At 64.8% G+C, this 24,671-nt stretch carries 25 protein-coding genes, 1 tRNA gene and 3 pseudogenes; 9 read left to right on the top strand and 20 right to left on the bottom strand.

Annotation, left to right across the window (positions count from 1 at the left end; genetic code table 11):
* The first annotated feature begins 1,095 nt into the window (after positions 1-1,095).
* Positions 1,096-2,556 (top strand): aldehyde dehydrogenase family protein, encoded by a 1,461-nt coding sequence (locus tag WA317_RS15220; protein WP_425173818.1) that lies wholly within the window; start codon positions 1,096-1,098, stop codon positions 2,554-2,556.
* Between the two features lie 41 nt (positions 2,557-2,597).
* Positions 2,598-3,419: an IclR family transcriptional regulator gene (locus tag WA317_RS15215; RefSeq protein WP_425173817.1), complete on the top strand. Its 822-nt coding sequence runs from the start codon at positions 2,598-2,600 to the stop codon at positions 3,417-3,419.
* Between the two features lie 10 nt (positions 3,420-3,429).
* On the opposite strand, the gene WA317_RS15210 is transcribed toward WA317_RS15215, so the two are convergent.
* The 4 genes from WA317_RS15210 to WA317_RS15195 all read right to left on the bottom strand — a co-directional run bounded on the left by WA317_RS15210 (position 3,430) and on the right by WA317_RS15195 (position 7,524).
* Positions 3,430-5,034, bottom strand: a complete 1,605-nt coding sequence (locus tag WA317_RS15210) for a bifunctional 3-(3-hydroxy-phenyl)propionate/3-hydroxycinnamic acid hydroxylase (RefSeq protein WP_425173816.1) — start codon at positions 5,032-5,034, stop codon at positions 3,430-3,432.
* A gap of 160 nt (positions 5,035-5,194) precedes the next feature.
* Positions 5,195-6,184 (bottom strand): amidohydrolase family protein, encoded by a 990-nt coding sequence (locus WA317_RS15205; RefSeq protein ID WP_425173815.1) that lies wholly within the window; start codon positions 6,182-6,184, stop codon positions 5,195-5,197.
* A gap of 64 nt (positions 6,185-6,248) precedes the next feature.
* The gene (locus tag WA317_RS15200; protein ID WP_425173814.1) at positions 6,249-7,262 is read right to left on the bottom strand and encodes an alpha/beta fold hydrolase; all 1,014 of its coding nucleotides are present in this window, start codon (positions 7,260-7,262) and stop codon (positions 6,249-6,251) included.
* A gap of 136 nt (positions 7,263-7,398) precedes the next feature.
* On the bottom strand, positions 7,399-7,524 hold the full coding sequence (locus WA317_RS15195; protein WP_425173813.1) for a hypothetical protein: 126 nt from the start codon (positions 7,522-7,524) through the stop codon (positions 7,399-7,401).
* 86 nt (positions 7,525-7,610) lie between these two features.
* Here WA317_RS15195 and WA317_RS15190 point away from each other — a divergent pair, with 86 nt between their 5' ends.
* Positions 7,611-8,570 carry an amidohydrolase family protein gene (locus tag WA317_RS15190; RefSeq protein ID WP_425173812.1) on the top strand — a complete coding sequence of 320 codons (960 nt, stop codon included), beginning with the start codon at positions 7,611-7,613 and terminating at the stop codon, positions 8,568-8,570.
* A gap of 50 nt (positions 8,571-8,620) precedes the next feature.
* Complete coding sequence (locus tag WA317_RS15185) at positions 8,621-9,364, top strand: SDR family NAD(P)-dependent oxidoreductase (RefSeq protein ID WP_425173811.1); 744 nt, start codon at positions 8,621-8,623, stop codon at positions 9,362-9,364.
* A gap of 146 nt (positions 9,365-9,510) precedes the next feature.
* Here WA317_RS15185 and WA317_RS15180 read toward each other — a convergent pair.
* The 4 genes and pseudogenes from WA317_RS15180 to fabG all read right to left on the bottom strand — a co-directional run.
* Positions 9,511-9,817 (bottom strand): annotated as a pseudogene (locus tag WA317_RS15180) (FCD domain-containing protein); the annotation flags it as partial.
* A gap of 3 nt (positions 9,818-9,820) precedes the next feature.
* Positions 9,821-11,014: an acyl-CoA dehydrogenase family protein gene (locus WA317_RS15175; RefSeq protein ID WP_425173810.1), complete on the bottom strand. Its 1,194-nt coding sequence runs from the start codon at positions 11,012-11,014 to the stop codon at positions 9,821-9,823.
* Positions 11,011-12,252 carry a CoA transferase gene (locus WA317_RS15170; RefSeq protein WP_425173809.1) on the bottom strand — a complete coding sequence of 414 codons (1,242 nt, stop codon included), beginning with the start codon at positions 12,250-12,252 and terminating at the stop codon, positions 11,011-11,013. The genes WA317_RS15175 and WA317_RS15170 overlap by 4 nt, the downstream gene beginning before the upstream one ends.
* 16 nt (positions 12,253-12,268) lie before the next feature.
* On the bottom strand, positions 12,269-13,042 hold the full coding sequence (gene fabG, locus WA317_RS15165; protein WP_425173827.1) for a 3-oxoacyl-ACP reductase FabG: 774 nt from the start codon (positions 13,040-13,042) through the stop codon (positions 12,269-12,271).
* Between the two features lie 114 nt (positions 13,043-13,156).
* Between fabG and WA317_RS15160 the strand changes: the two are divergent.
* Positions 13,157-14,325 (top strand): annotated as a pseudogene (locus WA317_RS15160) (acyl-CoA dehydrogenase family protein).
* 49 nt (positions 14,326-14,374) lie between these two features.
* On the opposite strand, the gene WA317_RS15155 reads toward WA317_RS15160, so the two are convergent.
* Positions 14,375-14,590, bottom strand: coding sequence for a hypothetical protein (locus WA317_RS15155; protein ID WP_425173808.1), 216 nt, complete (start codon positions 14,588-14,590; stop codon positions 14,375-14,377).
* Positions 14,591-14,744: 154 nt separating this feature from the next.
* Positions 14,745-15,164: pseudogene (locus WA317_RS15150) on the bottom strand (aminoglycoside phosphotransferase); the annotation flags it as partial.
* A 182-nt stretch (positions 15,165-15,346) separates the two neighbouring features.
* Between WA317_RS15150 and WA317_RS15145 the strand changes: the two are divergent.
* Both WA317_RS15145 and WA317_RS15140 read left to right on the top strand, forming a co-directional pair.
* Entirely contained in the window at positions 15,347-15,769 is a 423-nt protein-coding gene (locus WA317_RS15145) for a lipoprotein LpqH (RefSeq protein ID WP_425173807.1), read from the top strand.
* A gap of 36 nt (positions 15,770-15,805) precedes the next feature.
* A complete protein-coding gene (locus WA317_RS15140; RefSeq protein ID WP_425173806.1) occupies positions 15,806-16,651 on the top strand; it encodes an alpha/beta fold hydrolase in 846 nt (281 codons plus the stop codon).
* 1,052 nt (positions 16,652-17,703) lie between these two features.
* Here WA317_RS15140 and WA317_RS15135 read toward each other — a convergent pair.
* A tRNA-Leu gene (locus WA317_RS15135) sits at positions 17,704-17,786 on the bottom strand.
* A gap of 103 nt (positions 17,787-17,889) precedes the next feature.
* On the opposite strand from WA317_RS15135, the gene WA317_RS15130 reads away from it, so the two are divergent.
* Positions 17,890-18,267 (top strand): hypothetical protein, encoded by a 378-nt coding sequence (locus WA317_RS15130; protein ID WP_425173805.1) that lies wholly within the window; start codon positions 17,890-17,892, stop codon positions 18,265-18,267.
* On the top strand, positions 18,264-18,608 hold the full coding sequence (locus tag WA317_RS15125; RefSeq protein WP_425173804.1) for a DUF3817 domain-containing protein: 345 nt from the start codon (positions 18,264-18,266) through the stop codon (positions 18,606-18,608). The genes WA317_RS15130 and WA317_RS15125 overlap by 4 nt, the downstream gene beginning before the upstream one ends.
* Here the strand turns inward: WA317_RS15125 and rdgB are convergent.
* The 9 genes from rdgB to WA317_RS15080 form a co-directional block, all read right to left on the bottom strand.
* Positions 18,586-19,200 carry an RdgB/HAM1 family non-canonical purine NTP pyrophosphatase gene (gene rdgB, locus WA317_RS15120; RefSeq protein WP_425173826.1) on the bottom strand — a complete coding sequence of 205 codons (615 nt, stop codon included), beginning with the start codon at positions 19,198-19,200 and terminating at the stop codon, positions 18,586-18,588. The genes WA317_RS15125 and rdgB overlap by 23 nt on opposite strands.
* Positions 19,197-19,976, bottom strand: coding sequence for a ribonuclease PH (gene rph, locus WA317_RS15115; RefSeq protein ID WP_425173803.1), 780 nt, complete (start codon positions 19,974-19,976; stop codon positions 19,197-19,199). The genes rdgB and rph overlap by 4 nt, the downstream gene beginning before the upstream one ends.
* 9 nt (positions 19,977-19,985) lie before the next feature.
* On the bottom strand, positions 19,986-20,750 hold the full coding sequence (locus WA317_RS15110; protein ID WP_425173825.1) for a cyclic nucleotide-degrading phosphodiesterase: 765 nt from the start codon (positions 20,748-20,750) through the stop codon (positions 19,986-19,988).
* 74 nt (positions 20,751-20,824) lie between these two features.
* Positions 20,825-21,643 carry a glutamate racemase gene (gene murI, locus WA317_RS15105; RefSeq protein ID WP_425173802.1) on the bottom strand — a complete coding sequence of 273 codons (819 nt, stop codon included), beginning with the start codon at positions 21,641-21,643 and terminating at the stop codon, positions 20,825-20,827.
* 5 nt (positions 21,644-21,648) lie between these two features.
* A complete protein-coding gene (locus WA317_RS15100) occupies positions 21,649-22,314 on the bottom strand; it encodes a rhomboid family intramembrane serine protease (protein ID WP_425173801.1) in 666 nt (221 codons plus the stop codon).
* The gene (locus WA317_RS15095; RefSeq protein WP_425173800.1) at positions 22,311-23,282 is read right to left on the bottom strand and encodes a cysteine synthase; all 972 of its coding nucleotides are present in this window, start codon (positions 23,280-23,282) and stop codon (positions 22,311-22,313) included. The genes WA317_RS15100 and WA317_RS15095 overlap by 4 nt, the downstream gene beginning before the upstream one ends.
* Positions 23,283-23,291: 9 nt before the next feature.
* Positions 23,292-23,564, bottom strand: a complete 273-nt coding sequence (locus tag WA317_RS15090; protein WP_425173799.1) for a MoaD/ThiS family protein — start codon at positions 23,562-23,564, stop codon at positions 23,292-23,294.
* Positions 23,561-24,022 carry a Mov34/MPN/PAD-1 family protein gene (locus WA317_RS15085; protein ID WP_425173798.1) on the bottom strand — a complete coding sequence of 154 codons (462 nt, stop codon included), beginning with the start codon at positions 24,020-24,022 and terminating at the stop codon, positions 23,561-23,563. Before WA317_RS15085 ends, WA317_RS15090 begins: the two co-directional genes overlap by 4 nt.
* A 1-nt stretch (position 24,023) precedes the next feature.
* The coding region (locus WA317_RS15080) for a P1 family peptidase (RefSeq protein WP_425173797.1) at positions 24,024-24,671 on the bottom strand (648 nt) is incomplete at its 5' end.

The raw sequence follows: 24,671 nt of genomic DNA, 5'->3' as shown, positions 1-24,671 counted from the left end.
AGGACGCTTCACCGGGTCCGTGTTCGATCCGCTAGGAGCACCGATGCGAAAAATGGACATGTCCCAACTCCGGGAACACGGCGTTAAGCCAGCCTGCACCTCCGCGATGAACAGGCACCGTTCGTCGATTCGACGCTGACCATGCCGTCCTCGACCGTCGGCGGCGCTGACGATGTGCAGTTCCCCGCGCCTTCACTCCGGCAGAACTCGGAAATGCATGTCGGTGCGGCCCGATGGGTCGGCGACAACATGAAAAGCCTTGTTGCGCATGGGCGACCGAATTGTGTGTTAGCCAGATCACATCCATGATGCCAGGGACATTACGGTTCCTCATTGGTCCTTCAAATCCGCTTTGCGAGATGGTCTGTCCGCTACGCGAACTCTGCATCGACGGCCGGATCGTCTCGTCCAGCCGGTCGGTCGCAACGAATTGCGGCGTACAGGAACCCGTCGCCACGTCGACCCGCGCGGCGGTGTACACACGGTGGAGGACGCCTCGGTCAAGTCCTGGGCCGGTTGACGCCACCGGGGTCTCCGCCAAGATCGACCGAGGGGCGCTGATAAGCGAAATTGGCCGCGTTCGCAGCTGGCCGGTAAATCGACGCGTGCGAGGCCATCCGCCGCGGCTCGGTCGATGCCGGCCCAACCGCCCTGCGAGATGTGGTCGACGTCGTCGCCGCGGTACTCCTTACCCAGCACACCTTTCCGACGTTGCCGAAACAGCCCGTGTCAGCATGCGGCAGCTGCAGGATCTCTACGGCTTGCCTCTTCGATTCACTATCTTGCATTCATTTCACTATGATGCATAAGGTGGTGCCTACGCTTGAGATGCCCGGCTGTCACCTGTCATTCGGTTGGCAATGATCAAATAGGGCGAATATCGCGGTCGTCCCCTCGAGTCGGTCCGATCGTCCCCTGAGCGGAAAGATGAAATGAGATGGCTACCGATTCCCCGGTTCTGCGACGCCCCGACTTGGCGCCTCAACCGATCCGAGCGCACGACCTGATTCGTAAGCACAACACCACAGGTCCGCCGATCCCTGCGGCTGCAGTCAAAGCCGTTGAAAAAACATTCGAGTGCCGGAGGTGATGAGGATGGCTGATCGGGCTACTGCGCAGCATTGGATCGACGGCAAATGGATCGTCTCTGACCGGACATCCAAGAGCATCAACCCGGCCAATGGCGAAGTGATCGGGACCTACGCTGACGCCGATGCGCAAGTGGGACAGGCGGCCGTCGACGCCGCGGCGCGTAGCTTTGCTGCCGGCCCGTGGCGGCTCGACCCCATGCTTCGTGCAACCGCACTGAGTCACCTGGCCGACGCCTACACCAGTCGCATCGACGACGTCGTTGACACGCTGTGCCGCGAAAACGGAAAGCTCCGCGGTGAAGCCGGCTACGAGGCGCATTTCATCCCGCGCGCGCTGCGGTTTGCCGCCGGGTTGGCGGTCCAACCCGCCGGTCGCGCGACCGACACCCAACCGGGGCTGCAGGCGATGTCGATCCGGCAGCCCGTCGGGGTGGCCGGCCTCATCGTGCCGTGGAACTCTCCGGCTTACCTCTCCATTCGAGCACTGGCGCCGGCTTTGGCGGCGGGGTGCACGGCTGTGCTGAAGATGCCCGGTCAGGCGGCCCAGACGGCGGCGCTGATGAGCGAAATCCTGGCGAGCGTTCCCGAGATTCCGGCCGGGGCAGTGAACATCATCGTCGAATCCGGCTCAGATGTCGCGCGCCTGTTGGTCGAGTCACCCCAGGTGCCGGTGATCAGCTTCACCGGTAGCACGAAGACCGGTCGGCTCGTCGCCCAGGCCGCGGCCGCCCGCTTCAAGCGGGTCGGACTCGAACTCGGTGGGAAAACCCCACACCTGGTGTTCGCCGACGCCGACCTCGAACAGGCGCTGGCCACGGTCGTGCACTCCTCAACCGTGTTCGCCGGGCAGTTCTGCATGACCGGCAGCCGGATCCTGGTGCAGCGTGACGTTGCCGACGAGTTCATCGAGGCGCTGGCGGGGCGGCTGCGGAACGTACGTCCGGGTCCCGCCACGGACCCCGCCAGCGAAATCGGCCCCATGATCGACACGGCGTCGGTCGCCCGCGTCAACGACGCCGTCGAGGCGGCGCTTGCGGCAGGCGCCAAAGCGATCGTCCGCGGCGGCCCTAGCACGATTCCGGCACTGGCAAGCGGCGCCTTCTACCACCCGACATTGCTGGCAGTGCCCGACTCATCGCTGCCGATCGTGCGGGACGAAATCTTCGGCCCGGTCCAGACGGTCCAGATTTTCGACAGCGAAGACGAGGCCGCCGCCCTGGCCAACGACACCGAATACGGTCTCAGCGCGTGCATCTGGAGTCGTGACATCGACCTACCGATCCGGCTTGCCCGACAACTCGACGCGGGTCTCATCTCCATCAACAGCTGGGCCAACCTGACAATTGAATTCGAAGAAGGTGGCTTCAAATCCAGCGGAATCGGACGGTTGGGCGGTCTCGCCAGCGTCGAGGACTTCCTGGAATACAAACAAATCACGCAAAACTATGCACCGGCCGGCAGGTAACGCCGCGGATCGCGATCGGCGGGCTTGCCTATAGTTCTCTCGTGGCCACCAAGCGCCGTACCGGCCCAGCCAAGGTCAACGACGCCTCGTCGGGCCGGCAGGGCATCCAGTCAGTCGAACTGGCAATGACCGTCCTGCAGGCGCTTGAAGATGGCCGTTGTCCGATGAGCCTGACCCAGCTCGCCGCCGCCAGCGGTATGACACCGAGCAAGGTGCACCGCTATCTGGTCAGCCTGGGCCGGGTCGGGCTGGTCGCACGGTCTCCGAGCACGGGTCTATACGACATGGGACCCGGTTTGCGCCGGCTTGGCATCGAGTCGCTGCGCCGCATGGACGAGGTCGCACTGATCTCCGAACACCTGCCCAGCCTGCGTGACCGCACCTCGCACGCTGTCAATCTTGCTGTCTGGTCGGATCATGGCCCAGTCATCGTGCGTTGGGATTACGGCTCCTACGCGCTGCCCATCACCGTCCGGGTCGGGGCCACGCTACCGATCCTGACCAGCTCGGTCGGGCGCGTTTTTCTCGCCTGCCTGCCGAGCACCCTCACCAAGCCGGTCGTGCGTAGCCAGTCCGCGGCCGAAGCCAACACACCTACTGCGGACGAGATCGCCAACATCAAAGCGGACGTGCTGCGTGCTGGCCTCGCGGTCACTTCCGGCGGCCTCATTCCCGGCATCGCCTCGGTCGCCGCCCCCGTTTTCGCCGCCGGGGAATCACTGCCTCTAGTCGTCGCAGTGGTTCTGCCGTCCCGGGCCGCCACCCGCGCCGCCCTCGACACCGTCTCGAAAGAACTCCTTGCGCTGACCGCGGCTATGTCGAGCGAACTCGGTTCCTCCCCGGCCGACCGTTGTGCGCGTTGACCAACACCTTTCACCGCACCGCCGACCGACCGACGAGCAAGCCGAGTAGATCACCGATGAGCGGAGTGAGGTCATCCTCGCCGGTGGCTGTGCCGAACACGTAGAAGTCCGGACGAACCAAGATGGCGCAGCATCCGAGTTCGGCGAACCAGCGCCGGTAGGTGCCCTCAACGTCGCGCACGCTGACCGCCTGCCGACCCTTTCGCGGGGTTTCACCAAGGGCGACCACCCGGATACCTGCGCGGTGCGCGGCAGCGAACCGGTTTGATTCCCCCAGTGCATCGAGCAGCCTCGCGTCAATCAGCAGATGGAAGCCGTAGCCCACAACTTGGTCCAACCGGTCGCGGGTGACGCCGTCATCGACCACGCCCTGGACCGAGAGCTCCCCTCGACCGGGTCCGGAGACCGCCGCAAGCATGCCGTCTGCGAAAGCAGGAAAGCGCATGCCCTCCGGCGCCTGCCCAGCCACTCGTCGAGCCCGCAGTTGGCGATCGCGCGCGGCCGCGCGCTCGGGATCGCGGACTGTCTGCAAGCGGCCAAGCTCTACGCCTCTTTCGATGACCGCACGCACGTGGGGCTCCCGTTCGATTTGATAGCTGTCGAGCAGGTGGGCAGAGGTTGTGCGGCGCAACACCCGGTCCAGCTTGAACGCGATGTTCTGCGTATCGCGGATCCCTGACACCATGCCCTGCCCGAGGAAAGGTGGCATCTGGTGTGCGGCGTCGCCTGCCAATAGGATGCGACCGACTCGCCATCGCTCGGCGACCAGCGAGCGGAACGTATAGGTTGCTACCCGGATCAGCTTCGCCTCGTGCGGGCGTAGGTAGTTCGCCACCCTGGCCCACACCCGCTCGGGAGCCTGCTCGACGGTGAAATCCTCGGGCGAGTCGAGCATGAAGCTGAACCGGTGGTGATCGGGGCCCAGCGAGATGATCGACGTCGGCCGCTTAGGGTCACTGATCTGCAGTGCATTGGGCAGCACGACCGACCGCGGCACCAGAAAGTCACACACCAACCACGGCTCTGAAAATCCGTAGTCCTCCTGGCCGATCCGAAGCGCCTGCCGGAGGAAACTGTTCCCTCCATCGCACGCGACGACGTACCGCGCAGTGACAATGACCTCGGCGTCTGGGCCCTGCACCGTTAGCCGCACCTGTGCCCCGTCGTCAGCAACGTCGACAACGGCGCTGTCGTGGCGGACTTCGATGCAGGCGGTGCTGCGGTTGAGTCGATCGAGAGCCAGTTCGAGATCGGGCTGGTACATCATGTACCACTCGGCCCACCCGCTGCGACCTGTCTCCGCATAGGTCTGCTCGATCAGCAATTCGCCGGCGGCGTTTCGCCACTCGTAGGTGCGTTGGACGCGAAGCTTAGGCTCGAGTTCGTCGGCGATGCCGATGGCTGCCAAAGTCCGCATCGTCTCGTCGTCGAAGGTTGCCGCCCGAGGCAGGCTGTACAGCCCTGCGTATCGTTCGAGCACCACCACGCTATGTCCGGCCCTGCCGAGCAGGGCGGCCATCACCATGCCGACCGGTCCGTAGCCCACCACAGCGACGTCAAAATCAGCGTCCCAACCGTCGCGCACAGCCACCGGGCCTGCCACGTGGTCGTTCACATCCGCTCCTTCGGCATCGCTTGACAGCCGAAAACGTAACTTTGATTAATAGTGAAGTCAATGCGTAATAGTGAATACAATCTCGCGCACGTCTTCGACGAGCAGCTGCGGAGGATCCCCGGACAATAGGGGCCTAGTGCTCAAAGCATCTTTGCGAGCGTCAGATTCGCAGCAGTCGTTCGGCGTTCCCGTGCGCGATCTTCTCCCGGTCGCCAGCGGACAGGGTCGTGCGTTCGAATCCTGCGACGGCCTCATACGACGATTCATACGGATAGTCCACGGAGAACATCACCGCATCGGCGCCGACTTCCAGCACTGCCCCGAGGAGCGTCGCCGGTGAAAAAACTCCGCTGTTGGTGAAAACGACGTTGGTGCCCAGGTAGGTCGACGGCGGCCGCTTGAGCGGGGTAGCGACTTCGATGGTCTGGTACCGGTCGTCCAGCCGGCTCCGTTGAAACGGGAGGAATTCGCCCATGTGCCCTAAAATCAGCGTCGCGCCGGGATGCTGGTCGAACACGCCGCCATAGACGATGCGTAGCGCGTGGCCGCCGACCTCGGCGGCCCAACTCCACGACGCCCCGTACAGCTCCGGGTGCCCCTGCAAGACCTGCCATTGCTCGGCCGGCGGGGCGCCCGGATGCAGATACAGTGGCACGTTGAAGGATTCGAGCGCCGACCAAACTTCGTCATACTCGGGCGCATCGAGATAGCGGCCGCCAGGCCCGTGCACGCAGTCGTTCACCAGCGCCCCGCAGAACCCGAGCTCGGTGACGGCGCGCTCCAACTCTGCCGCAGCCGCCGCGGGGTCCTGCAACGGCAAAGCGGCGAAACCGCGGAACCGGTCCGGGTGCTCCGACACGACGTTTGCGACATAGTCGTTGACGAAACGAGCATTCTTGCGGGCCAGCTCGGGTTCGAGGTCGACCTGCAGACCGGGCACCGTCAACGACAGCACTTGCACATCGATGCCGGCGTCGTCCATCTCCGGCAACCGGTATTCGGTGAAATCAGGCAGCCGCCGCTGATACCGTTCGAGGCAGTCCTTCTTGAACGGAGCCGGCAGCCGGGGGATGCCGCCCTGATGCGGCATCGGTTGCCGCTCGGCCAATTCGGGGATGAAAAGCGCTTCCTCCAAAGCGATGTATCTCATTGGCGCGCTTCCTCACTGTCGACGTTTGGTGCACTGCACCCTTCTACTGTGCGGCTGGACTCTGCTATCTGGGCGACATCTGCAGCAATTTCTTGATCAGGGCAGTGACCGCCTCAGGCCGCTCCATCGACCAGAAGTGGCCGGCATCGACGTACTCGACAGCGACGCTGCGCGCATTGGGAATGTATTCGCGTGACTTCTCGTAGAATTCGCGCGGCTGCGTCTTGCTGTCGTAACCCTGCACGATCATCACCGGACATCTCCACGCCGGCAGAAGGTCTCTGCGACGTCGCAACCATTCCTGTCTGAAGGACTGCGAATTAAAGTAACGCGGCACGGCCCGGTTCACAGCGGGGTAGGAGAACTCCTGAATCGTCCGGCGCATCTCGTCGTCGGGCACGCGGTACTTACAGATCCAGGTGTAGACCCAGGTGACGAAGTGAGCGGGGTCGTCCATCAGACCGGAGTGGGGCGCGTCGGCGAACAGAGCGCCTTGGGGGGCCAGATCGGGATGGAAGTGGTATAGGTGTTGCTCACCGCGTCCATACCGCAACACCCGGTCGGGATGTTTAGCGACGGTAAAGTCGGCTTGGACAGTACCCCGGTCGTGGGTCACGACGTTGAACTTGTCGACACCGGCGAGATCGATGGCGCCCAGCAGTTGCTCTGCAGCCGCTTCGTGACGGTAGTCGCCGACTTTGGTGTCAGACTGGCCGTATCCCTTCAAGTCGAACGCGATACAGCGGTGCGTTGTGGACAAGGCGGCCATCTGGTGATGCCACTGAAACCACGAGTCGGGGATCCCGTGCAGGAATACGATGGGCTCACCATGCCCGGCCTCAACGTAGTGAAACCGGACGGTCTCCTCGTCACCGGGCGCGTCGACGAAGTGGTGTGTGAAGGTCACCCCGTCCAGCACTTCCTGATCGCCCGCCCCATCAAATGGGCGGGGCGGGATCTCCCCCAATTCAGCGCGCCGGGCAGCAATCTTCTCCTCGGGGGGTAGAAATCCCTCGAGCACCTTCTTAGCCCGTGCCGGGATCTCGGAGTACTCGATCACTTCACTCGCTGTTGTCATCTGTCCGTTCCTCGCTGTCCGGACTGGTTTGCATCGTTGGTGGGTGCGACTTTCACCGCCAAAGTCCGCATCGTCTCGTCGTCGAAAGTTGCCGCTTGCGGGTGCTTGTACCGCCCGGCGTGTCGCTCGAGCACCACTACGCTATGCCGGAGTTGCCGAGCAGGGCGCCCATCACCATGCCGACCGCTCTGTAGCCGACTGCATCGACATCCGAATTGGCCATCGCGATCAGCGCGGCCAGCCCGATCGCAATGGCCTTCACGTCCGCTCCTTGCACATGCGTTGACACGCGGAAAGGTAACCTTGATTATTGGTGAAGTCAATGCTTATTAGTGAATTGGGGGCGCGATGCGGACGATTGGACTGGAAGAACACTTCGTCACCACCGAATTAGCGTCCTACGGCGCGAGCGCGGCCGCGATCACCACGCCGCACAAGTGGGAGGAGGCATCACGACGACTGCTCGATGTGACTGATCAGCGTCTCGCCGAGATGGACGCCGCGCACCTCGACGTGCAGGTGCTTTCTTTAAACTCCCCTGGCATCCAGGCGGAGCCTGACGCCGCGCATGCGGTCGCGCGAGCCGGCGCGGTCAACGATCTGCTGGCGGCCGCCATCGAAGCCCACCCGCATCGCTTCGCCGGCTTTGCCGCGCTGCCCCTGCAAGACCCGCAAGCCGCGGTTAAAGAACTCGACCGTGCAGTCAACCAACTCGGTCTTCGCGGCGCGCTGGTCAACGCCCACACCCAAGGTCGCTATCTCGACGACCCTTCGATGCGAGTGGTCTGGGAGTATGCCGAGGGCCTTGACGTGCCCCTCTACTTGCATCCCGCCAACGGCGTCGACACTGCGCATGTTCTCAGCGGGCACCCTGAACTCATCGGTCCGATGTGGAGCTGGGGAACAGAAACCGCCTCGCACACCCTGCGTCTGGTGTTCGGTGGCGTCTTCGACGACTTTCCGGAAGCCAAACTCCTGCTGGGACACATGGGCGAGGGGCTGCCGTTCGCGCTATGGCGGCTTGACTCTCGCTGGGATTTCCACGACCATCGCGGCATCGAGCTGGCGAGGGGCAAGCCGTCGGAATACTTGCGACACAACCTCTACGTCACTACGAGCGGCGTCTGTTCCCAACCCCCACTGGTGTGCGCCCTGCTGGCCCTCGGATCCGACCACATTCTGTTCGGCACCGACTACCCGTTCGAGGATATGGCCACGGCTACCGCATTCCTGCGCAGCGCGCCGATCAACGAGGACGACCGCGCCAGAATCAGCCACCTCAACGCCGAACGCTTGCTGCGCCTTTAATCGCAATGCCCTTGCGCGAGGAAGAGTCCCGCGCGACAGAAAGGCGCACGATGACCTCGCATGATGGACGTGTCGCCGTTGTGACCGGAGCCGCCAGCGGCTTCGGTCGCGCGATCGCCGCCGAACTCGCACGCCGCGGTGCCGACATCATCGCGGTCGACCTCAATCCGGCCGACGACACGGTCGCCGAGGTCGCGCGCCTCGGCCGCACCGCCTTGAGCCTGCAAGCCGACGTCTCGCAACCCAACCAGGTCGCCGCGATCCATGTCGACATGATGAGCCTGTCTGGTCGAGTCGACATCCTCATCAACAATGCGGGCGTGTTTCCCTTCCAGGATGTCTTCGACCTCGAATTCGACCAGTGGAAGCGGACTCAGGAGATCAACCTCGACTCACAGTTCCTGATGACCAAAGCGGTCATCGCCGGTATGCGCGAACACCGCTGGGGCCGCATTGTCAACATTGCCTCGAATTCTCTCGGGCTCGCCGTACCCGGTCTCGTTCACTACATGGCCAGTAAGGGGGGAGTAATCGGACTTACCCGCGCCTTGGCCAACGATCTGGCCCAATACGGCATCACCGTCAACGCCATAGAGCCCACCGCTTCACGCACCCCGGGCGGACAACACAATATCGGTGACCGCATCCTCGCCGATGTCGCCCAGATGCAAGCCATTAAACGCATCGGCACCGCCACTGACATCACTGGCACCGTTTGTTTTCTCACCAGTGACGACAGCGCATTCGTCACCGGCCAAACAATCGTTGCCGACGGCGGTCTGCACCGGCTCTAGCCAACAATCGCCAACTACGCACATGCCAGCCGCAGCGCGCGGGGCGAACGTCCGCGATCGCACAGGGTGAAACGCCTTCTTCCTATGCTCGTCGAGGTCAGCGCTCGGTACGTGTGCGCCGACGAGAGTCAGGACGGCTTCCCTCGTTCGCGACTTTCCACCGCCGCCAATACTTGCCGGTGGTGGTTGATCGACTGGTCCGGCCACCCGGTGATGGTGGGAACACCGATTCCGGTGCGTATCGGGTGATCTGCGACCTGACCTGTGCCAGCTTCGGGGAGTCGGCGGCAACGTTGATGGCCGGTGGAGCTCGTGGTTGAGGCGCTCTACCGCCAGTTGGTCGAGCCGGACGTACTTGCCTACGGCGTAGCTGCCGTCGAAGATCCGCCTGCGGACAGATCGCGCGACGTCTTCGGAAAGCTATGGGCGTGCGGCGAAATCCGGGACCCTCGCCGGTCAGATCCGGTAGTCAGCAAGCAGCCGCTTGCTGATGATGGACTTCTGAATTTCGCTCGTGCCCTCGCCGATCAGCAGAAAGGGCGCGTCACGCATCAGCCGCTCGACCTCGTACTCCTTGGAGTAGCCGTAACCGCCGTGGATCCGGAAGCTCTGCTGGGTGACTTCCGCGCACAACTCGCTGGCCAGATACTTGGCCATGCCCGCAGCCAGGTCGTTGCGCTCGCCGGAGTCCTTGAGCCGGGCCGCGTTGACCATCATCAAGTGCGCAGACTCGAGTTTGGTGGCCATCTCGGCCAATTGGAAGGCGATCGCCTGGTGTTCGGCGATGGGCTTTCCGAACGTCTGACGCTGCTGGGCGTACCGTACGGCCAATTCGAAAGCACGGATGCCCACCCCGCAGGCCCGTGCGGCGACGTTGACCCGACCCACCTCTATTCCGTCCATCATCTGGAAGAAACCTTGCCCCGGAGCCCAACCGAGGACGTCATCGGCGCCGGCGACATAACCGTCGAAGATGAGCTCGGTGGTGTCGATCCCCTTGTATCCCAGCTTGTCGATTTTGTCCGGAATGAGCAGACCGGGCGCGACTTCGCCGAAGCCGGTGGGCTTTTCGATCAGGAACGCCGTCAGGTTGCGGTGCGGCTTTTCCGCCCCTTCATCGGTGCGCACCAACACCGCCACCAAATTCGAACTGGCGCCGTTGGTCAGCCACATCTTCTGGCCGTCGATGGTGTAGCTGCCATCCGTGCGGCGGGTAGCCCGCGTTCGGATGGCGGCGACGTCAGAACCCAGTTCCGGCTCCGACATCGAGAACGCACCGCGGGTCTCACCGGTCGCCATGCGCGGCAGCAGTCGCTGCTTCTGCGCATCCGTGCCGTGCTGGCGAAGCATGTAGGCGACGATGAAGTGGGTGTTGATGACTCCCGACACGCTCATCCAGCCGCGCGCCAGTTCCTCGACACACAACGCGTAGGTCAACAACGACTCGCCGAGCCCGCCGTACTCGGCGGGGATCATCAGGCCGAATAATCCCATCTCGCGCATCTTGTCGACGATTTCCTGCGGATAGGTGTCGGTGCGTTCAAGCTCTACGGCGCTGGGAATCACTTCCTTGTCCACGAATTCGCGTACGGCAGCGATGATCTCGGCCTGGAACTCCGTCAGCCCGAGAGTCTGCGCGATTCTGGTCATCCGGCATCTTTCCCTCTGCCTGTACCGCAGGCAATCGTGTTTGCTTCGGTCAGCCGGGTGAGCTCGGCCGGACTCAGATCCAGATATTCGGCGAGGACATCGCGGGTGTCCTGCCCCAGTCCAGGTGCCGGCGCACCGGCCGGATAAGTGCCGTCGAACTTGGTGGGCAATCCGGGCGCCAGGTACTCCCCCACACCGTCCTGACGCAGCCGGGCGAACAGCGGATTGGCCGTCACCCGAGCATCTTCGGCGGTCTCGGCGAAGGTCCGGTAACGCTCGAACAGCACGGTGGTGGCCGACAGCGCGTCGGCGATCTCGTCGGCGGTGTGCTCGGCGAACCAGCCGGCGAACAACCCGGTCAGAACAGCCCGGTGACGGTATCTGTCTCCTTCGGTGGTGAAGTCGGCGCAGAGCGCGCCGGCGAGCGCCGAGACCGCCGCTTCGGCGCCGGTCACCTTCACCAGGTCGCGGAAATGGCGAGCTGTCAGCGTAACAACCATGAATGCAGCACCATCCCGACTGTGGAAGTCCTGGCCGTACTGCCCGTAGATGGTGTTGCCCAGCCGCTGGCGCTCGGTGCCGTTGACCTGAGGCTCAGTGAGCAGCCCGAGATTCCCGGCAGTGGCCAGCGCCACGTCTTCCAGTGCGAGGCTGATCCGCGCGCCCCTGCCGGAACGATCGCGGCGGCGCACGGCGGCGACGATTGCGAGGGCCGCGTAGAGCCCGCAGCACACGTCCCACGCGGGCAACACATGGTTGATCGGACCGGCGTGGTTGCCGGGGCCGGTGACGAGCGGGAAACCCACCGCGGCGTTGACGGTGTAGTCGACGCCGGTGGAACCGTCACCGCGGCCGAGCAATTGGAGGTGGATGACGTCGGAGCGAGTGGCAGCCAACTGTTCATGGCCCAGCCAGGTCAGACCGGACGCGTTGGTGACCACGATGCCGTCGCCTTCGACGACGAGCCGCTGCACCAGCTGCTGACCGTCAGTTGAGCGCAGATCTATTGCGACCGAACGTTTCCCTTTGTTGAGCCCGGTCCAATAGATGGACGTTCCGCTTTCTGCCAGCGGCCAGCGGTGGATATCGGACGCGCCGCCGATCGGATCGATGCGAATCACCTGCGCCCCAAGCTGACTCAGGGTCATGCCGCACAGCGGCGCGGCCACGAAGCTGGATACCTCGACGACGGTGAGCCCGGCTAACGGTAGGGCCATCACGTCGCCCGGGCCGGTCATGAGGATGCGACTCGACTCACATGAATCTCCCGCCGGTGACCTCCAGAACCGTGCCGGTCATGTACGACGACAGATCCGACGCCAGAAACAGCGCGACGTTGGCGACTTCGCTGGGTTCACCGGCCCGACCCATCGGCACCTCGGCCACCTTATCGTCCCAAATACGTTGCGGCATCGCCTCCGTCATCGCCGAGCGGATCAAGCCGGGCGCAATCGCGTTCACCCGTACGCCGAGGTGAGCCAGCTCCTTGGCAGCCGCTTTGGTCATGCCCACTACGCCGGCCTTGGCCGCCGAGTAGTTGGTCTGACCGACCAGTCCGACCTTGCCGGACAGCGATGACATGTTGACGATTGCGCCGCGTTTGTTCTCCCGCATGATCGTCGCCGCTTTGCGGATGCCGTTCCAAGTGCCCTTGAGGTGCACCGCAATCACTTGGTCGAACTGCTCTTCGGTCATCTTGCGCATCGTCGCGTCGCGGGTGATCCCGGCATTGTTCACCATGACGTCCAAGCCACCGAAATGCTCGACAGCCGTCCCGAGAAGCGACTCGACCTGTTCTGCGTCAGTGACATCGCAGCGCGCCGCCACTGCGATGTCCTTGCCGCCGAGTCGTTTCGCCGCATCTTCTGTGCCGTCCAGGTTTACGTCGCCGAGCACCACTCGGGCGCCCTCGGCGACGAACCGCTCAGCGATGGCGAAACCCAGTCCCTGCGCTCCACCTGTGACGACCGCGATCTGACCCTTCAGCAAAGACACCTGATCACCTGTTCCTCGAACCTCTCCAGTAATCTGACCCGAATCGCCAACATCATATTTGATATAGGACCGTCCGGAGCCGCCGGTGTTGGTACATGCGGGGGGCCGTCCCTGATTGCAGCCACCGCCCAGGAGAGAACGTGTGCCATGACCACAGCACAAGTCAGCGACGAGGACTTTCAGGACATTCTTGCCCAGACTCGCCACTTCGTACGCACCGCCGTCGTCCCTCGCGAGCAGGAGATTCTCGGGGCCGACCAGGTTCCGGACGACCTTCGGGACCAGGCAAAGAAGATGGGCTTGTTCGGCTACGCGATTCCGCAGGAGTGGGGTGGGCTCGGCCTGAACCTGGCCCAGGATGTCGAGTTGGCAATGGAATTGGGCTACACCTCGCTGGCGGTGCGGTCGATGTTCGGCACCAGCAACGGCATCGCCGGACAGGTCCTCGTCGGTTTCGGCACCATCGAACAGAAGACCCGCTGGTTGGAGTCGATGGCAACCGGGGACGTGGTGGCTTCCTTTGCGTTGACCGAGCCCGGCGCCGGCTCGAACCCGGCGGGCCTACGCACGAAAGCCGTCCGGCAAGAAAATGATTGGGTCATCTCTGGAGAGAAACGTTTCATCACCAACGCTCCAGTCGCGGATCTGTTCGTGGTGTTCGCACGCACCCGCCCGGCCGACGACAACGGGCCGGGCATTGCGGTGTTCCTGGTTCCCGCGGACGCGGCTGGTGTCGAGGTCGGCCCGAAGGACGCCAAGATGGGCCAGGAAGGCGCGTGGACGGCCGATGTCCGCTTCACCAACGTCCGCGTTCCCACCGAAGCCTTGGTCGGCGGCAGCGAAGACATCGGATATCGCGCGGCGATGACGTCGCTGGCCCGGGACGCATCCACATCGCCGCCCTGGCAGTGGGCAGCGCCCAGCGGGCCCTCGACGAGTCGGTGACTTATGCGGCCACCGCTACCCAAGGTGGCACCCCGATCGGAGGCTTCCAGTTGGTGCAGGCGATGATCGCCGATCAGCAGACCGGCGTGCTGGCCGGTCGCGCGCTGGTCCGCGAAGCCGCGCAGCTGTGGATGTCCAATCGGGATCGTCGCATCGCGCCGTCCGCGGCGAAGTTGTTTTGCACCGAAATGGCCGGGAAAGTAGCCGATCTCGCGGTGCAGATCCACGGCGGCAGCGGCTACATGCGCGAGGTTCCGGTGGAGCGGATCTACCGTGACGTTCGCCTGCTGCGGCTCTACGAGGGAACCAGCGAGATCCAACGGCTGATCGTCGGGTCGAATCTGATCAAGGCGGCGCAGCGGCAGCTGTGAGGCAAGGCGACAAGCAGATGGAGCACAAATGACCGGGCGTCTCCCAGTGCTAGTTCGCTTGCGCGTCGTCGGCCGGCGGCTGCGTCGGCGTGGCCGAGGCGGTCACGGCGCGTTGCCGGCGCTGCAACCACCGCACTCCGACGAGGGTAATCAGCACGAACAAGAGCACGACGGCGGGCCAGAATGCCGCTTGTATCAACCACATTCGCCGCTGCACCTTCACGACCTCGCGTCGCGCCTGTTGCAACCGAGCCAGATTGTCCATTGCTGCCTTCTGTCGTCGTCTTCGCGTACGGCTCTGCAGCCGACTGCTCGCGCCGCGGCGCGATTCCGATGTACTACCCCCGTCGGCCTACCCGGCAAACGCAATGCGCTGGGCTGTTAGCCGGTGATCGCACCTGTCGGCCGGCGGCGTGGCGACCGATCATGTCCACGGTTTCAAGCTCGCGGATCGCCCGACAGCCGCAGCTCAACACCGTCAGCACCATGTCGTCACCGCGGTCGGCGCCGGTCGCGAACGCGAATCTCAGCGCGGAGATCAGCAGTGCCTGCAGCATGCCCAAGCGGTGGTCGTACCAACAGGTTTCGCTGTCATAGCCGCTGACGCCGTAGCAGCAGAGCCTGCGGTGATAGGTCGCGACGAGTTCGTGTTCGATGGTCGAGCGCAGTTCCGGCTCCAGGCTGGTGGCGGTGAAGTAGGACAGGTCCCGCGCCGGAAGACCTACGCCGAGCGTCTGCCAGTCGACCGTGGTGATGGTGCCGCGGTCGGCCGCGCTCATCCGCTCGCCCAGTTTGTTCAGGGTGATGTCGGCGCTCATCTGCGCCACCCGCCCGAGACCTCTGAACCAGTAGTCGGATTGTCCGGTCCGACCGACCCGTCAACTGTAAGGGGCTACGGCATGCGTTGGGAAGACTTGCGCTTCTTGCGCGGTTTGCCCGCGTCGACGCCACCGCGGCTGATAGAAAAGGCGGTGCGACGCCAACCGCGGTGCCGCAGGCGCCCCTGGAATGGAGGTGGCCGGTGGATATCCGGCTCATCGCCGCGGTGGTGACGGCCTCAGCCGTCGGCGCCGTCAGCTGCGGTTGCTCCCCGCACGCCGACAAAGTAGCTCAGAAAACCGCTCAGATCACTCTCGACGGCAGCACCCGCACCTCGCACGCCGTCTCCTGCACTCAAGTCGAGTGGTTGTTGACCGTCGACATCAGTGCCGCCCCCGCCCACGTCAGAATGCTGCTCAACTTGGAACACGGTAAGCCGCAGCCTCGGTCGGTCGACTTCGACAATGTGAACGGTTTCACTGGTGTGGCCGGCAACGACGTGGGCAGTGTCCACGCAGAGTTCGCCCGCGACACTTACACGGTCTCGGGCGCTGCCCAGGGGACCAATCCCAATGACGTGAACCACCCGAGGACAGCGGACTTCCGGATCTCCGCGAAATGCTGATACCGCAAACCCGATCTGCTCGGGCATGCTGATCACATGGAAAACTACCGCCGCGGAAATCTAGTCTTCGATGTCATCGATGAAGGACCGGCTGACGGCCCAGTCGTCTTGCTGCTGCACGGTTTTCCCCAATTCAATACGAGCTGGAGCAAGGTCATCGACCGTCTGACGGCACAGGGTTACCGCTGCCTGGCCCCGAATCAACGTGGTTACTCGCGCGGCGCCCGCCCGACGCGTCGCCGCGATTACCGGACACCCAGCCTGGTGGAGGATGCCTGCGCGCTGATCGATGCCAGCGGCGCAAGCAAAGTACACCTGGTGGGACACGACTGGGGCGCGGTGGTGGCGTGGGGAGTCGCGGCGAAATACCCGGACCGCCTGGCCACCGTGTCGCCGTTGTCGGTGCCGCATCCGGCGGCGTTTCTGCGGGCCCTCGTCAGCAGCCGGCAAGCCCTGGCGTCCTGGTACATGTATGTCTTCCAGTTGCCGCAGATCCCGGAACGCTTCCTGCTGGGCAGGCATGGAACGGCGGCTCAACTGGCGAAGGCGCTGCGGTCGGCCGGTCAGTCCGCGCAGGCGGCAGACCGCGACGCGCGCGCCATGACGGATCCCGGCGCATTGACCGCCGCTTTGAACTGGTATCGAGCGATGCCGTTGTCGGACCTGCGCGACACCGGGAGCAAGGTCAGCGTCCCGACGCTATATGTGTGGAGCGACTGGGACACCGCCCTGGTCGGCAAGGCGGCTCAGAACACCGGCCGTTACGTGTCTGGCGAGTACCGTTTCGAGACCCTGCGCGGGGTGTCCCATTGGATACCCGACGAACAGCCCGATGTCCTCGCCGACTTGTTGCTCGAGTGGTTCGCCGCGCATCCGATCTAGCCCGCCGAGCGGTCAGAGGCGGTACATCTCCCGCGCCATCGTCGCGTCTTCCCGAAAGTCAGCCCGCAATGGCGGGCAGACGACTCGTTCGACCTTGGCTTACTCGGGCGCATCGGCCTGGCGAATGTCACCGCCAGGCCGCTGAAGCGGCGTCAGGCTGCTTTACCGGGTCCGGACGGGGCGGCGACGATTTCACGGCGGGTTAGATTCGCGAGATCGTCTGGCAGCGTTGCCTTTTCGTCAACACCGGTATCGAGTGGGTGTTGCAATAGCGTTATATGCCAGGCCAGGAAGCCCGGCATGGGCAGTGCGTCGTGCTGATGGTGAATTCCTTCGTTGCGACCCCGCCGATGGACGATCTGGTTCGAGCTAGGGTGGTGGCGGTGGCACTACGGGCTGGCACGCATTGGTTCCTGGGTTCCACCAGTTGCCGGGACCGCAATCCGGCGGTGGCGGCGGGCCTAAGGGCTGGCACGCATCGGCTCCCGGGTTCCACCAGTTGCCGGGACCGCAATCCGGAGGTTGAGCGGAGCTCACCCCGGGCGACACCGCTGCCATGTACGTCATGGGCGCTAATGCCACCGCGACGACGCCCGCCACGCGACGAACAAACATACTCATCGAAGGCCTTCCATCGGAAACATCCAGACGCAAGCTTGACCTGAGTCTAAAACAGCCACTTACTTTGGCGGCCCACAATCACTATTCCGCCCCGACCAATCATCGCCTGTTGTCACCAAGCGGCGCGGATTAAGACCAAGCTTGCCGATGCGTTCGTCAGCAAGGTGGAGTCCGACAAGCTGACAGGCGTACGTCGAACCCTCGCTGGACCGCGTCACAGTCGGCGAGTCGGCGCCCGACTGGCTCGCGGGTGAGAGGCAGGCGACCGCGCCATTGCATTACCGGATGCTCGAATCGGCGTGGCGGGTGCGCATCCGACCGCGGTATGGATCTGCCAGGCGGGTCAAGTTCCTAAGGCGGCGGCTGTCGGTGTCGGAGAACGCCGTTCAGCTCGGATGCTTTGAACTGGGCAGATATCTTTGCAGATTCGGTGCGGGCGGAGGGACTCGAACCCTCACGCTCTTCCGAGCACCGGCACCTAAAGCCGGCATGTCTACCATTCCATCACGCCCGCAGCCGTCCGATCCTACCGCTCTGCACGCGGCGAATCGGTCGCAGTCGCTGAGCCGTCCGCTCGGCGGCACTGCTCTCGGATGACGGCGCGGTACGGTCAGAAGGTGTCGACTACCCGGCCCCGGAGGTGGGCGCTGATCGCGCTCGTCTTGGTCGCTGCCTGCGGCTGCCTGGCTTTAGGCTGGTGGCAGTGGACCCGATTCCAGGGCGCGTCCGGGACCTACCAGAACCTCGGCTACGCGCTGCAGTGGCCGCTGTTCGCATGGTTCTGTGTGTACGCATACCGCAAATACGTGCGCTACGAGGTCACGCCACCGCAGCCGAAGGATCGTGCCCTCACCGAGCTACCTCCGGGGCTGCTGCCCCCGCGACCGAAGCCCGCATCGAAAACCACCGATGACCCCGTCGTGCGCCAGTACAACGCCTTTCTCGCCGAACTGGCGAAGAACGACACGGAAAACCAGAACAGGACTACGGCATGACCACGCCAGAAACGCCTCAGGCCCAGCAGGTGGGCGTCGAAAAGATCCGGACAGCGCTGCTGGCGTACCGGGTCATGGCGTGGACAACCGGTTTGTGGTTGATCGCTCTGTGCTACGAGATCGTCTCGCATCTGGCCTTCCATCATGAGATCCGGTGGATAGAAGTGGTACACGGCTGGGTGTACTTCATTTACGTATTGGCCGCATTCAATCTCGCGGTCAAGGTGCGTTGGCCGATATCCAAGACGATCGGAGTGCTGCTGTCGGGCACCATTCCGCTGCTCGGGATCATCGTGGAGCACTTTCAGACCAGAGACGTCAAGGCGCGTTTTCGCTTGTGAGCGTTCTGAGCGTGGGCACCAGTTTCGCCAGCGAGCGCCCGCGATGCGACACCGCGTCCTTCTCGGCCGGACTCAACTCGGCTGCGGTGCAGGCATAGCCGTTCGGTACGAACACCGGGTCGTAGCCGAACCCACCGTCTCCGCGGGCTTCGCGGGCAATCACGCCCGGCCATTCGCCACGCACGACAACTTCCCCCGACCGCGACACCAGCGCGCACGCGGACACGAACGCCGCGCCGCGCCGCTCATCGGGCACATCACGTAACTGCGCCAGCAGCAGTGCGGTGTTGGCGGAGTCGTTGCCGTGCGAGCCTGACCAGCGCGCCGACAACACCCCTGGCATACCGTTCAATGCCGCGACTTCCAGCCCGGAGTCGTCGGCCACCGTCGGCAAACCCGTCGCCGCGAACCCGTCATGCGCCTTCATCAGCGCATTGTCCTCAAATGTGGCGCCGGACTCCGGGGACTCGTCGAACGGCGGCACCTCATCGAGCGACACCAGCGTCAGCGTCGAGAGCTCGGCACCGTCGAGGACGCGGCGTAATTCGATCAGCTTCTTGCGATTTCGGCTGGCGACGAGTAACCGGGTCAGCTTCCGAATGCCTTCTGCGACGCGGCCCCCTCAGGCAGCACACCCGGATACGGCTGCTCCAACGCTGCACGTTGCGCGGCGAAGAGCAGGTCACACGCACTCAACGCAACGTCGAGCAGCTTGTCCAGCGTCGAGCGGGGAAATGTCGCACCCTCGCCGGTGCCCTGAACCTCGACCAGTGTTCCGGTGTCGGTGGCGACGACGTTCATGTCGACCTCCGCGCGGGCATCTTCCTCGTAGGGCAGATCGACCCGCACCCGACCGTCGACCACACCGACGCTGACCGCCGCGATCGCACACGACAAGGGCCGCGGATCAGACAGCTTGCCCGCCGCCGACAGGTAGGTGACCGCATCGGTCAGCGCCACAAAGGCCCCGGTGATCGCCGCAGTGCGGGTGCCGCCGTCGGCTTGCAGCACGTCGCAATCGACGGCGACGGTGTTCTCTCCCAGCGCGGCCAGATCGATGCAGGCCCGCAACGATCGGCCGATCAACCGGCTGATCTCTTGGGTGCGGCCGCTCAACCGCCCCTTCACAGCTTCCCTGTCCGCGCGGGTGTGCGTGGCCGCCGGAAGCATCGAATATTCCGCGGTCAACCAGCCCAGGCCGGACCCCTTACGCCAGCGCGGCACTCCATCGATGACGCTCGCGGTGCACATGACCTTGGTGTTGCCGAACTCGACCAGCACCGACCCCGCCGGGTGTGAGGTGAACCCACGCGTGAGTACTACCGGGCGAAGCTCGTCGTCGAGGCGGCCGTCTTCTCGTCTGGACACGCGCCAACACTAGCCGGAAGGCTTGATCTCGAAGGTCTCGCCGCACACCACGGCATGCACCGGACCGTCGAATTCCGCTTTCGCCTCGCCGATCACATCTTCGCGCGACGTCCAGGGCGGGATGTGGGTGAGCAGCAATTCGCACACACCGGCTTCGGCCGCGACCCGACCCGCGTCAGTGCCGGACAGGTGCAGATTGGGCGGGCGGTGCGGCGAGTGTGTCCACGACGCCTCGCAGAGAAACACGTCGGCGCCGCGGGCCAGCTCGACGAGCGCCTCGCAGCATCCCGTATCGCCGCTGTAGACGAACGTCGCCCCGGCTTCGTCGGTGAACCGCAACCCGTAGGACTCGGTCGGGTGGGCCACGATGCGCGGCAGAACCGTCAACGTTCCGACTGCCACCGACTCGCCGTCCACCCAATGGCGGATGTCGAAGATGTCGGAGAAGTCGTCGATCTCCCCGCCGTAGGGCGATGAGGCGGCGCCCAACCGCGACCAGGTGTCGCTCGGCCCGTACATCAGCGCCTTGCCTTCGGGCGGCGTCGGGTGGAATCGCCGCCAGACGAACAGGCCGGGCAGATCAAGACAGTGGTCGGCATGAAGGTGCGACAGCAGAACATGCACCGAACCGGGGTCGGTCTGGTGCTGAAGCGCGCCCAACACTCCCCCGCCGAAGTCGATCACCAGTGGCGGCGTGCCGGGCGCGCGCAACAGATAACCCGAGGCCGGCGAATCCGGGCCTACGACACTGCCCGAGCAGCCGAGGACCGTCATTCGCACTTCACCACTGTGCCATGTCGGATGCCCTGTTGGCGAAAACATCGCCGCTTTGCTATCCGACTGAAACGCTACCGCGCGGGCGAGTGACTGTGAACGGGCGCGATCCCTGTTATCGCGGGTCCCAGGAAGCGTGACGCCAGCCTGGTGAACGCGGCCGGATCGCCGGTGGCTTCGAAGATTCGGGCGGCCGGCGGCGTGTCGTGCGGGCGCAGCAAGTCGAGCCCGGTGAGCACGCGCAGTACGTCCTTGGCGGTCTCCTCGGCGCTGGATACCAGCGTGACGTGCTGGCCCACCGCCAACTGGATCAGCCCGGACAGCAACGGGTAGTGCGTGCAGCCGAGCACCAGCGTGTCCACCCCGGCGCGTTGGAGCGGCTCGAGGTACCCCTCCGCCAAGCCGAGCACCTGGCGACCGCTGGTGATGCCGCGCTCGACGAAGTCGACGAAGCGCGGGCAGGCCACGGCGGTGATCTCGGTGTCACGCGCGGCCGCGAACGCGTCCTGGTAGGCACCCGAGGCGATGGTCGCCTGGGTGCCGATCACCCCGATGTGGCCATTACGTGTTGCCGCGACGGCCCTCCGCACCGCAGGCAGGATCACCTCGATGACCGGCACGTCGTAGCGTTCCCGCGCGTCATGCAGGCAGGCCGAGGACGCCGAGTTGCAGGCGATCACCAGCGCCTTCACACCGCGGTCGACGAGGTCGTCGCCGATGGCCAGCGCATGCGCGCGGATCTCCGGGATGGTGAGCGGACCGTAGGGCCCGTTGGCGGTGTCGCCCACGTAGACGATGTCCTCGTCGGGCAGCTGGTCGATGATCGCGCGCGCGACGGTAAGCCCTCCGACACCGGAGTCGAAGACGCCGATGGGCGCCAGCGCACTACTCATTCCGCTCACCGCGCCACGGACCGGCGGGGCCCCCCGCGGCCGAGTTCGCGGACCTTACGTTCGGGCTTCGACAGCAGATAGGCGGCCAGGATCCCGGCGATGCCGCCACACAGATGACCCTGCCAGGACACGCCACCGCACACATTGAGCACCGGTACCGCTCCCCACAGCACCCCGCCGTACAAAAACAGCACGATGATCCCAATCGCAATCTGCCAACCCGAGCGGATGAAGAACCCGAACACCAACAGGAATGTGAGCCAACCGAAGATCAAGCCGGAGGCACCGATGTGATCGGTCGGCCCGCACGGCGATCCCATGTCACCGATCAGCCACGTGCCGAACCCGCCCAGTATCCACACGATGGCGGTCGCCCAGACGAACCGGGACAACCCGGCCAGGGCGACCAGGAAACCCAGCACCAGCGCGGGGCCGGTGTTGGCCATCAAATGCGCCCAGTTCGCATGCAACAGCGGCGCGAAGAGGACGCCCCACAACCCGTCAGCCTCCAGCGGCCGGATGCCGTTTCCGTCCAGCCGGTGACCGCTGAGCTGATCGACGAGCTCGGCGACATAGAGCAGGGCCACGAAGCTGGTGATGGTGGCACCGCCGACCACCCATGCAGAACGTTTGTTCGCCCGCCCCGCCGGTGTAGCCGGATGTCCGCTCACGCCCATAGCTGACCTTCCAAAGCTTCCTCGGCGTCGTCCAAGGTACCGGCATAGGCGCCGGTGGACAGGTACTTCCAGCCGGCGTCGGCCACGACGAACGCGATGTCGGCGCGCTGGCCGGCCTGCACGGCTTTCGCCGCGAGGCCGAGGGCGGCATGCAGCACCGCACCGGTGGAGATGCCGGCGAAGATCCCTTCAGCATTGATCAGCTCGCGCGTGCGGCGCACCGCGTCCACCGAGCCCACCGAGTACCGCCGACTCAGTACCTCGGGGTCATAAAGTTCGGGCACGAATCCCTCGTCGAGGTTGCGCAACGCATACACGCCCTCGCCGTAGCGGGGTTCGGCGGCGACGATCTCGACGCCGGGCACATACTTACGCAGGAATCGACCGGTCCCCATCAGCGTGCCCGTAGTCCCAAGCCCGGCGACGAAGTGGGTGATCCCAGGCAGATCGGCGAGCAACTCAGGTCCGGTGCCGTGGTAGTGCGCGTCGGTGTTGGCCGGATTCCCGTACTGGTAGAGCATCACCCACGACGGGTTGTCCTCGGCCAGCTGCTTAGCCTGGGCGACCGCGGTGTTGGAACCACCCTCGGCGGGCGAGAAGATGATCCGCGCACCGTACAGTTCGAGCAGCTGGCGACGTTCGATCGACGTGTTCTCCGGCAGCACACAAATCAACTGGTAGCCCTTCAAGCGCGCCGCCATGGCCAATGAAATTCCGGTGTTTCCGCTGGTGGGCTCGAGAATTGTCGCCCCCGGCGCCAACAGCCCGTCGGCCTCGGCCTGCTCGATCATCCGCAGGGCCGGCCGGTCTTTGATGGAGCCGGTGGGGTTGCGGTCCTCGAGTTTGGCCCACAGCCGTACATGGGGGCCTTCAGGCGCGTCCTCCCACTGTGGCGACAACCGCTGCATACCGACCAGCGGCGTGTTGCCCAGGGCCGCCAGCAGCGAGTCGTACCGACTCATGGGCGCCGCTCAACCGCCGGCGACGGCGGGCAGGATGGTGACCGAGTCACCGTCGGCGATCTCGGTGTCCAATCCACCCGAGAACCGCACGTCTTCGTCGTTGACGTAGATGTTGACGAACCGGTGCAGCTTGCCGTCATCCATCAGACGCTCCGAAATACCCGAGTAGTTGGCCTCCAGGTCACTGATGACGGCCTGCAGGGTCGCGCCGTCCGCGGCGACGCGCTTCTCGCCTCCGGTGTGGGTCCGCAGGATGGTCGGAATCGACACGGTGACACTCATTGGGCCTTCCTTCCGAGGTTCGGCAATGTTCGGGGCTCACTCCGCTGGTACTGCTCGACGATCTTGACAGGTTCCTCGGTGACGACTCCATCGGCGATCCGGTAGCTGCGCAGCTCGTGTTGATCGGGATCGCGGGTCCCCACCAGCACGTAGTGGGCATCCGGCTCGGCGGCCAGACTCACGTCGGTACGGCTCGGGTAGGGGTCGGTGGCGGTGTGCGAGTGGTAGATGACGACGGGGACCTCGTCGGCGTCGTCCATCGCGCGCCACACCTTGAGCTGCTCCTGCGAGTCGAAACGGTAAAAGGTGGGCGACCGCTCGGCGTTGGCCATCGGGACGTGACGCTCAGGACGGTCGGAGCCTTCCGGGCCGGGGAGCACACCGCACGCTTCGTCGGGATGGTCGGCGCGGGCGTGAGCGACCATTGCTTCGACCAGGTCCGCGCGGATCAGCAGCACCTCAGCTGTCCCTTCTGCTTCTTTCGAATGCTCCCGGCAACATGTCGCGGTAAGTAGGTATTCCGGCAACCGACTCCGCGGCGAGCACACCGACCAGCACGGCGCGGGCCAGGCAATCGGCCGCCGCGGCACCCACCGCGGTCACCAACTTGGTCTCCGGCGAGAAGGCAGCCGGCGCGTCGACCGGGGGCACCACCTCGACCGCCCCGGTGGCCAACGCGAACACCATATCGCCATCAACCGGCGTATGCGCCGGGCGGATAGTGCGGGCCAGTCCGTCATGGGCGGCGGTCGCAACCCGCCGGCATGCAGCAGGACTCAACGCGGCGTCAGTGGCGACCACCGCGATCGTCGTGTTGAGCGGACCCAGCCGGGGTTCGAGCCCGGCGTAGGCGGCGAGCTGTTCACCGGAAGGCGGCGCCAGGCCGAATTCGTCGACCAGATAGCTGAGCCAGGGCAGGCCGGTGGCCGGGTCGACGACTTCGCCCGCGCAGTTCACCACGACCACCACGCCGACGGTCACGCCCGACTCGAGCGTCGTCGACGCGGTGCCCACACCACCCTTGAGCACACCGGCGCGTGCACCGACTCCGGCGCCGACCGAGCCCACCAGCAGGTCAGCCTCGTCGCCGCCGACTGCGGCCTGACA

Source organism: Mycobacterium sp. (assembly GCF_049802695.1).
Taxonomy (GTDB): Bacteria; Actinomycetota; Actinomycetes; order Mycobacteriales; family Mycobacteriaceae; genus Mycobacterium.
This window is presented reverse-complemented; position numbering and strand designations above follow the sequence as displayed.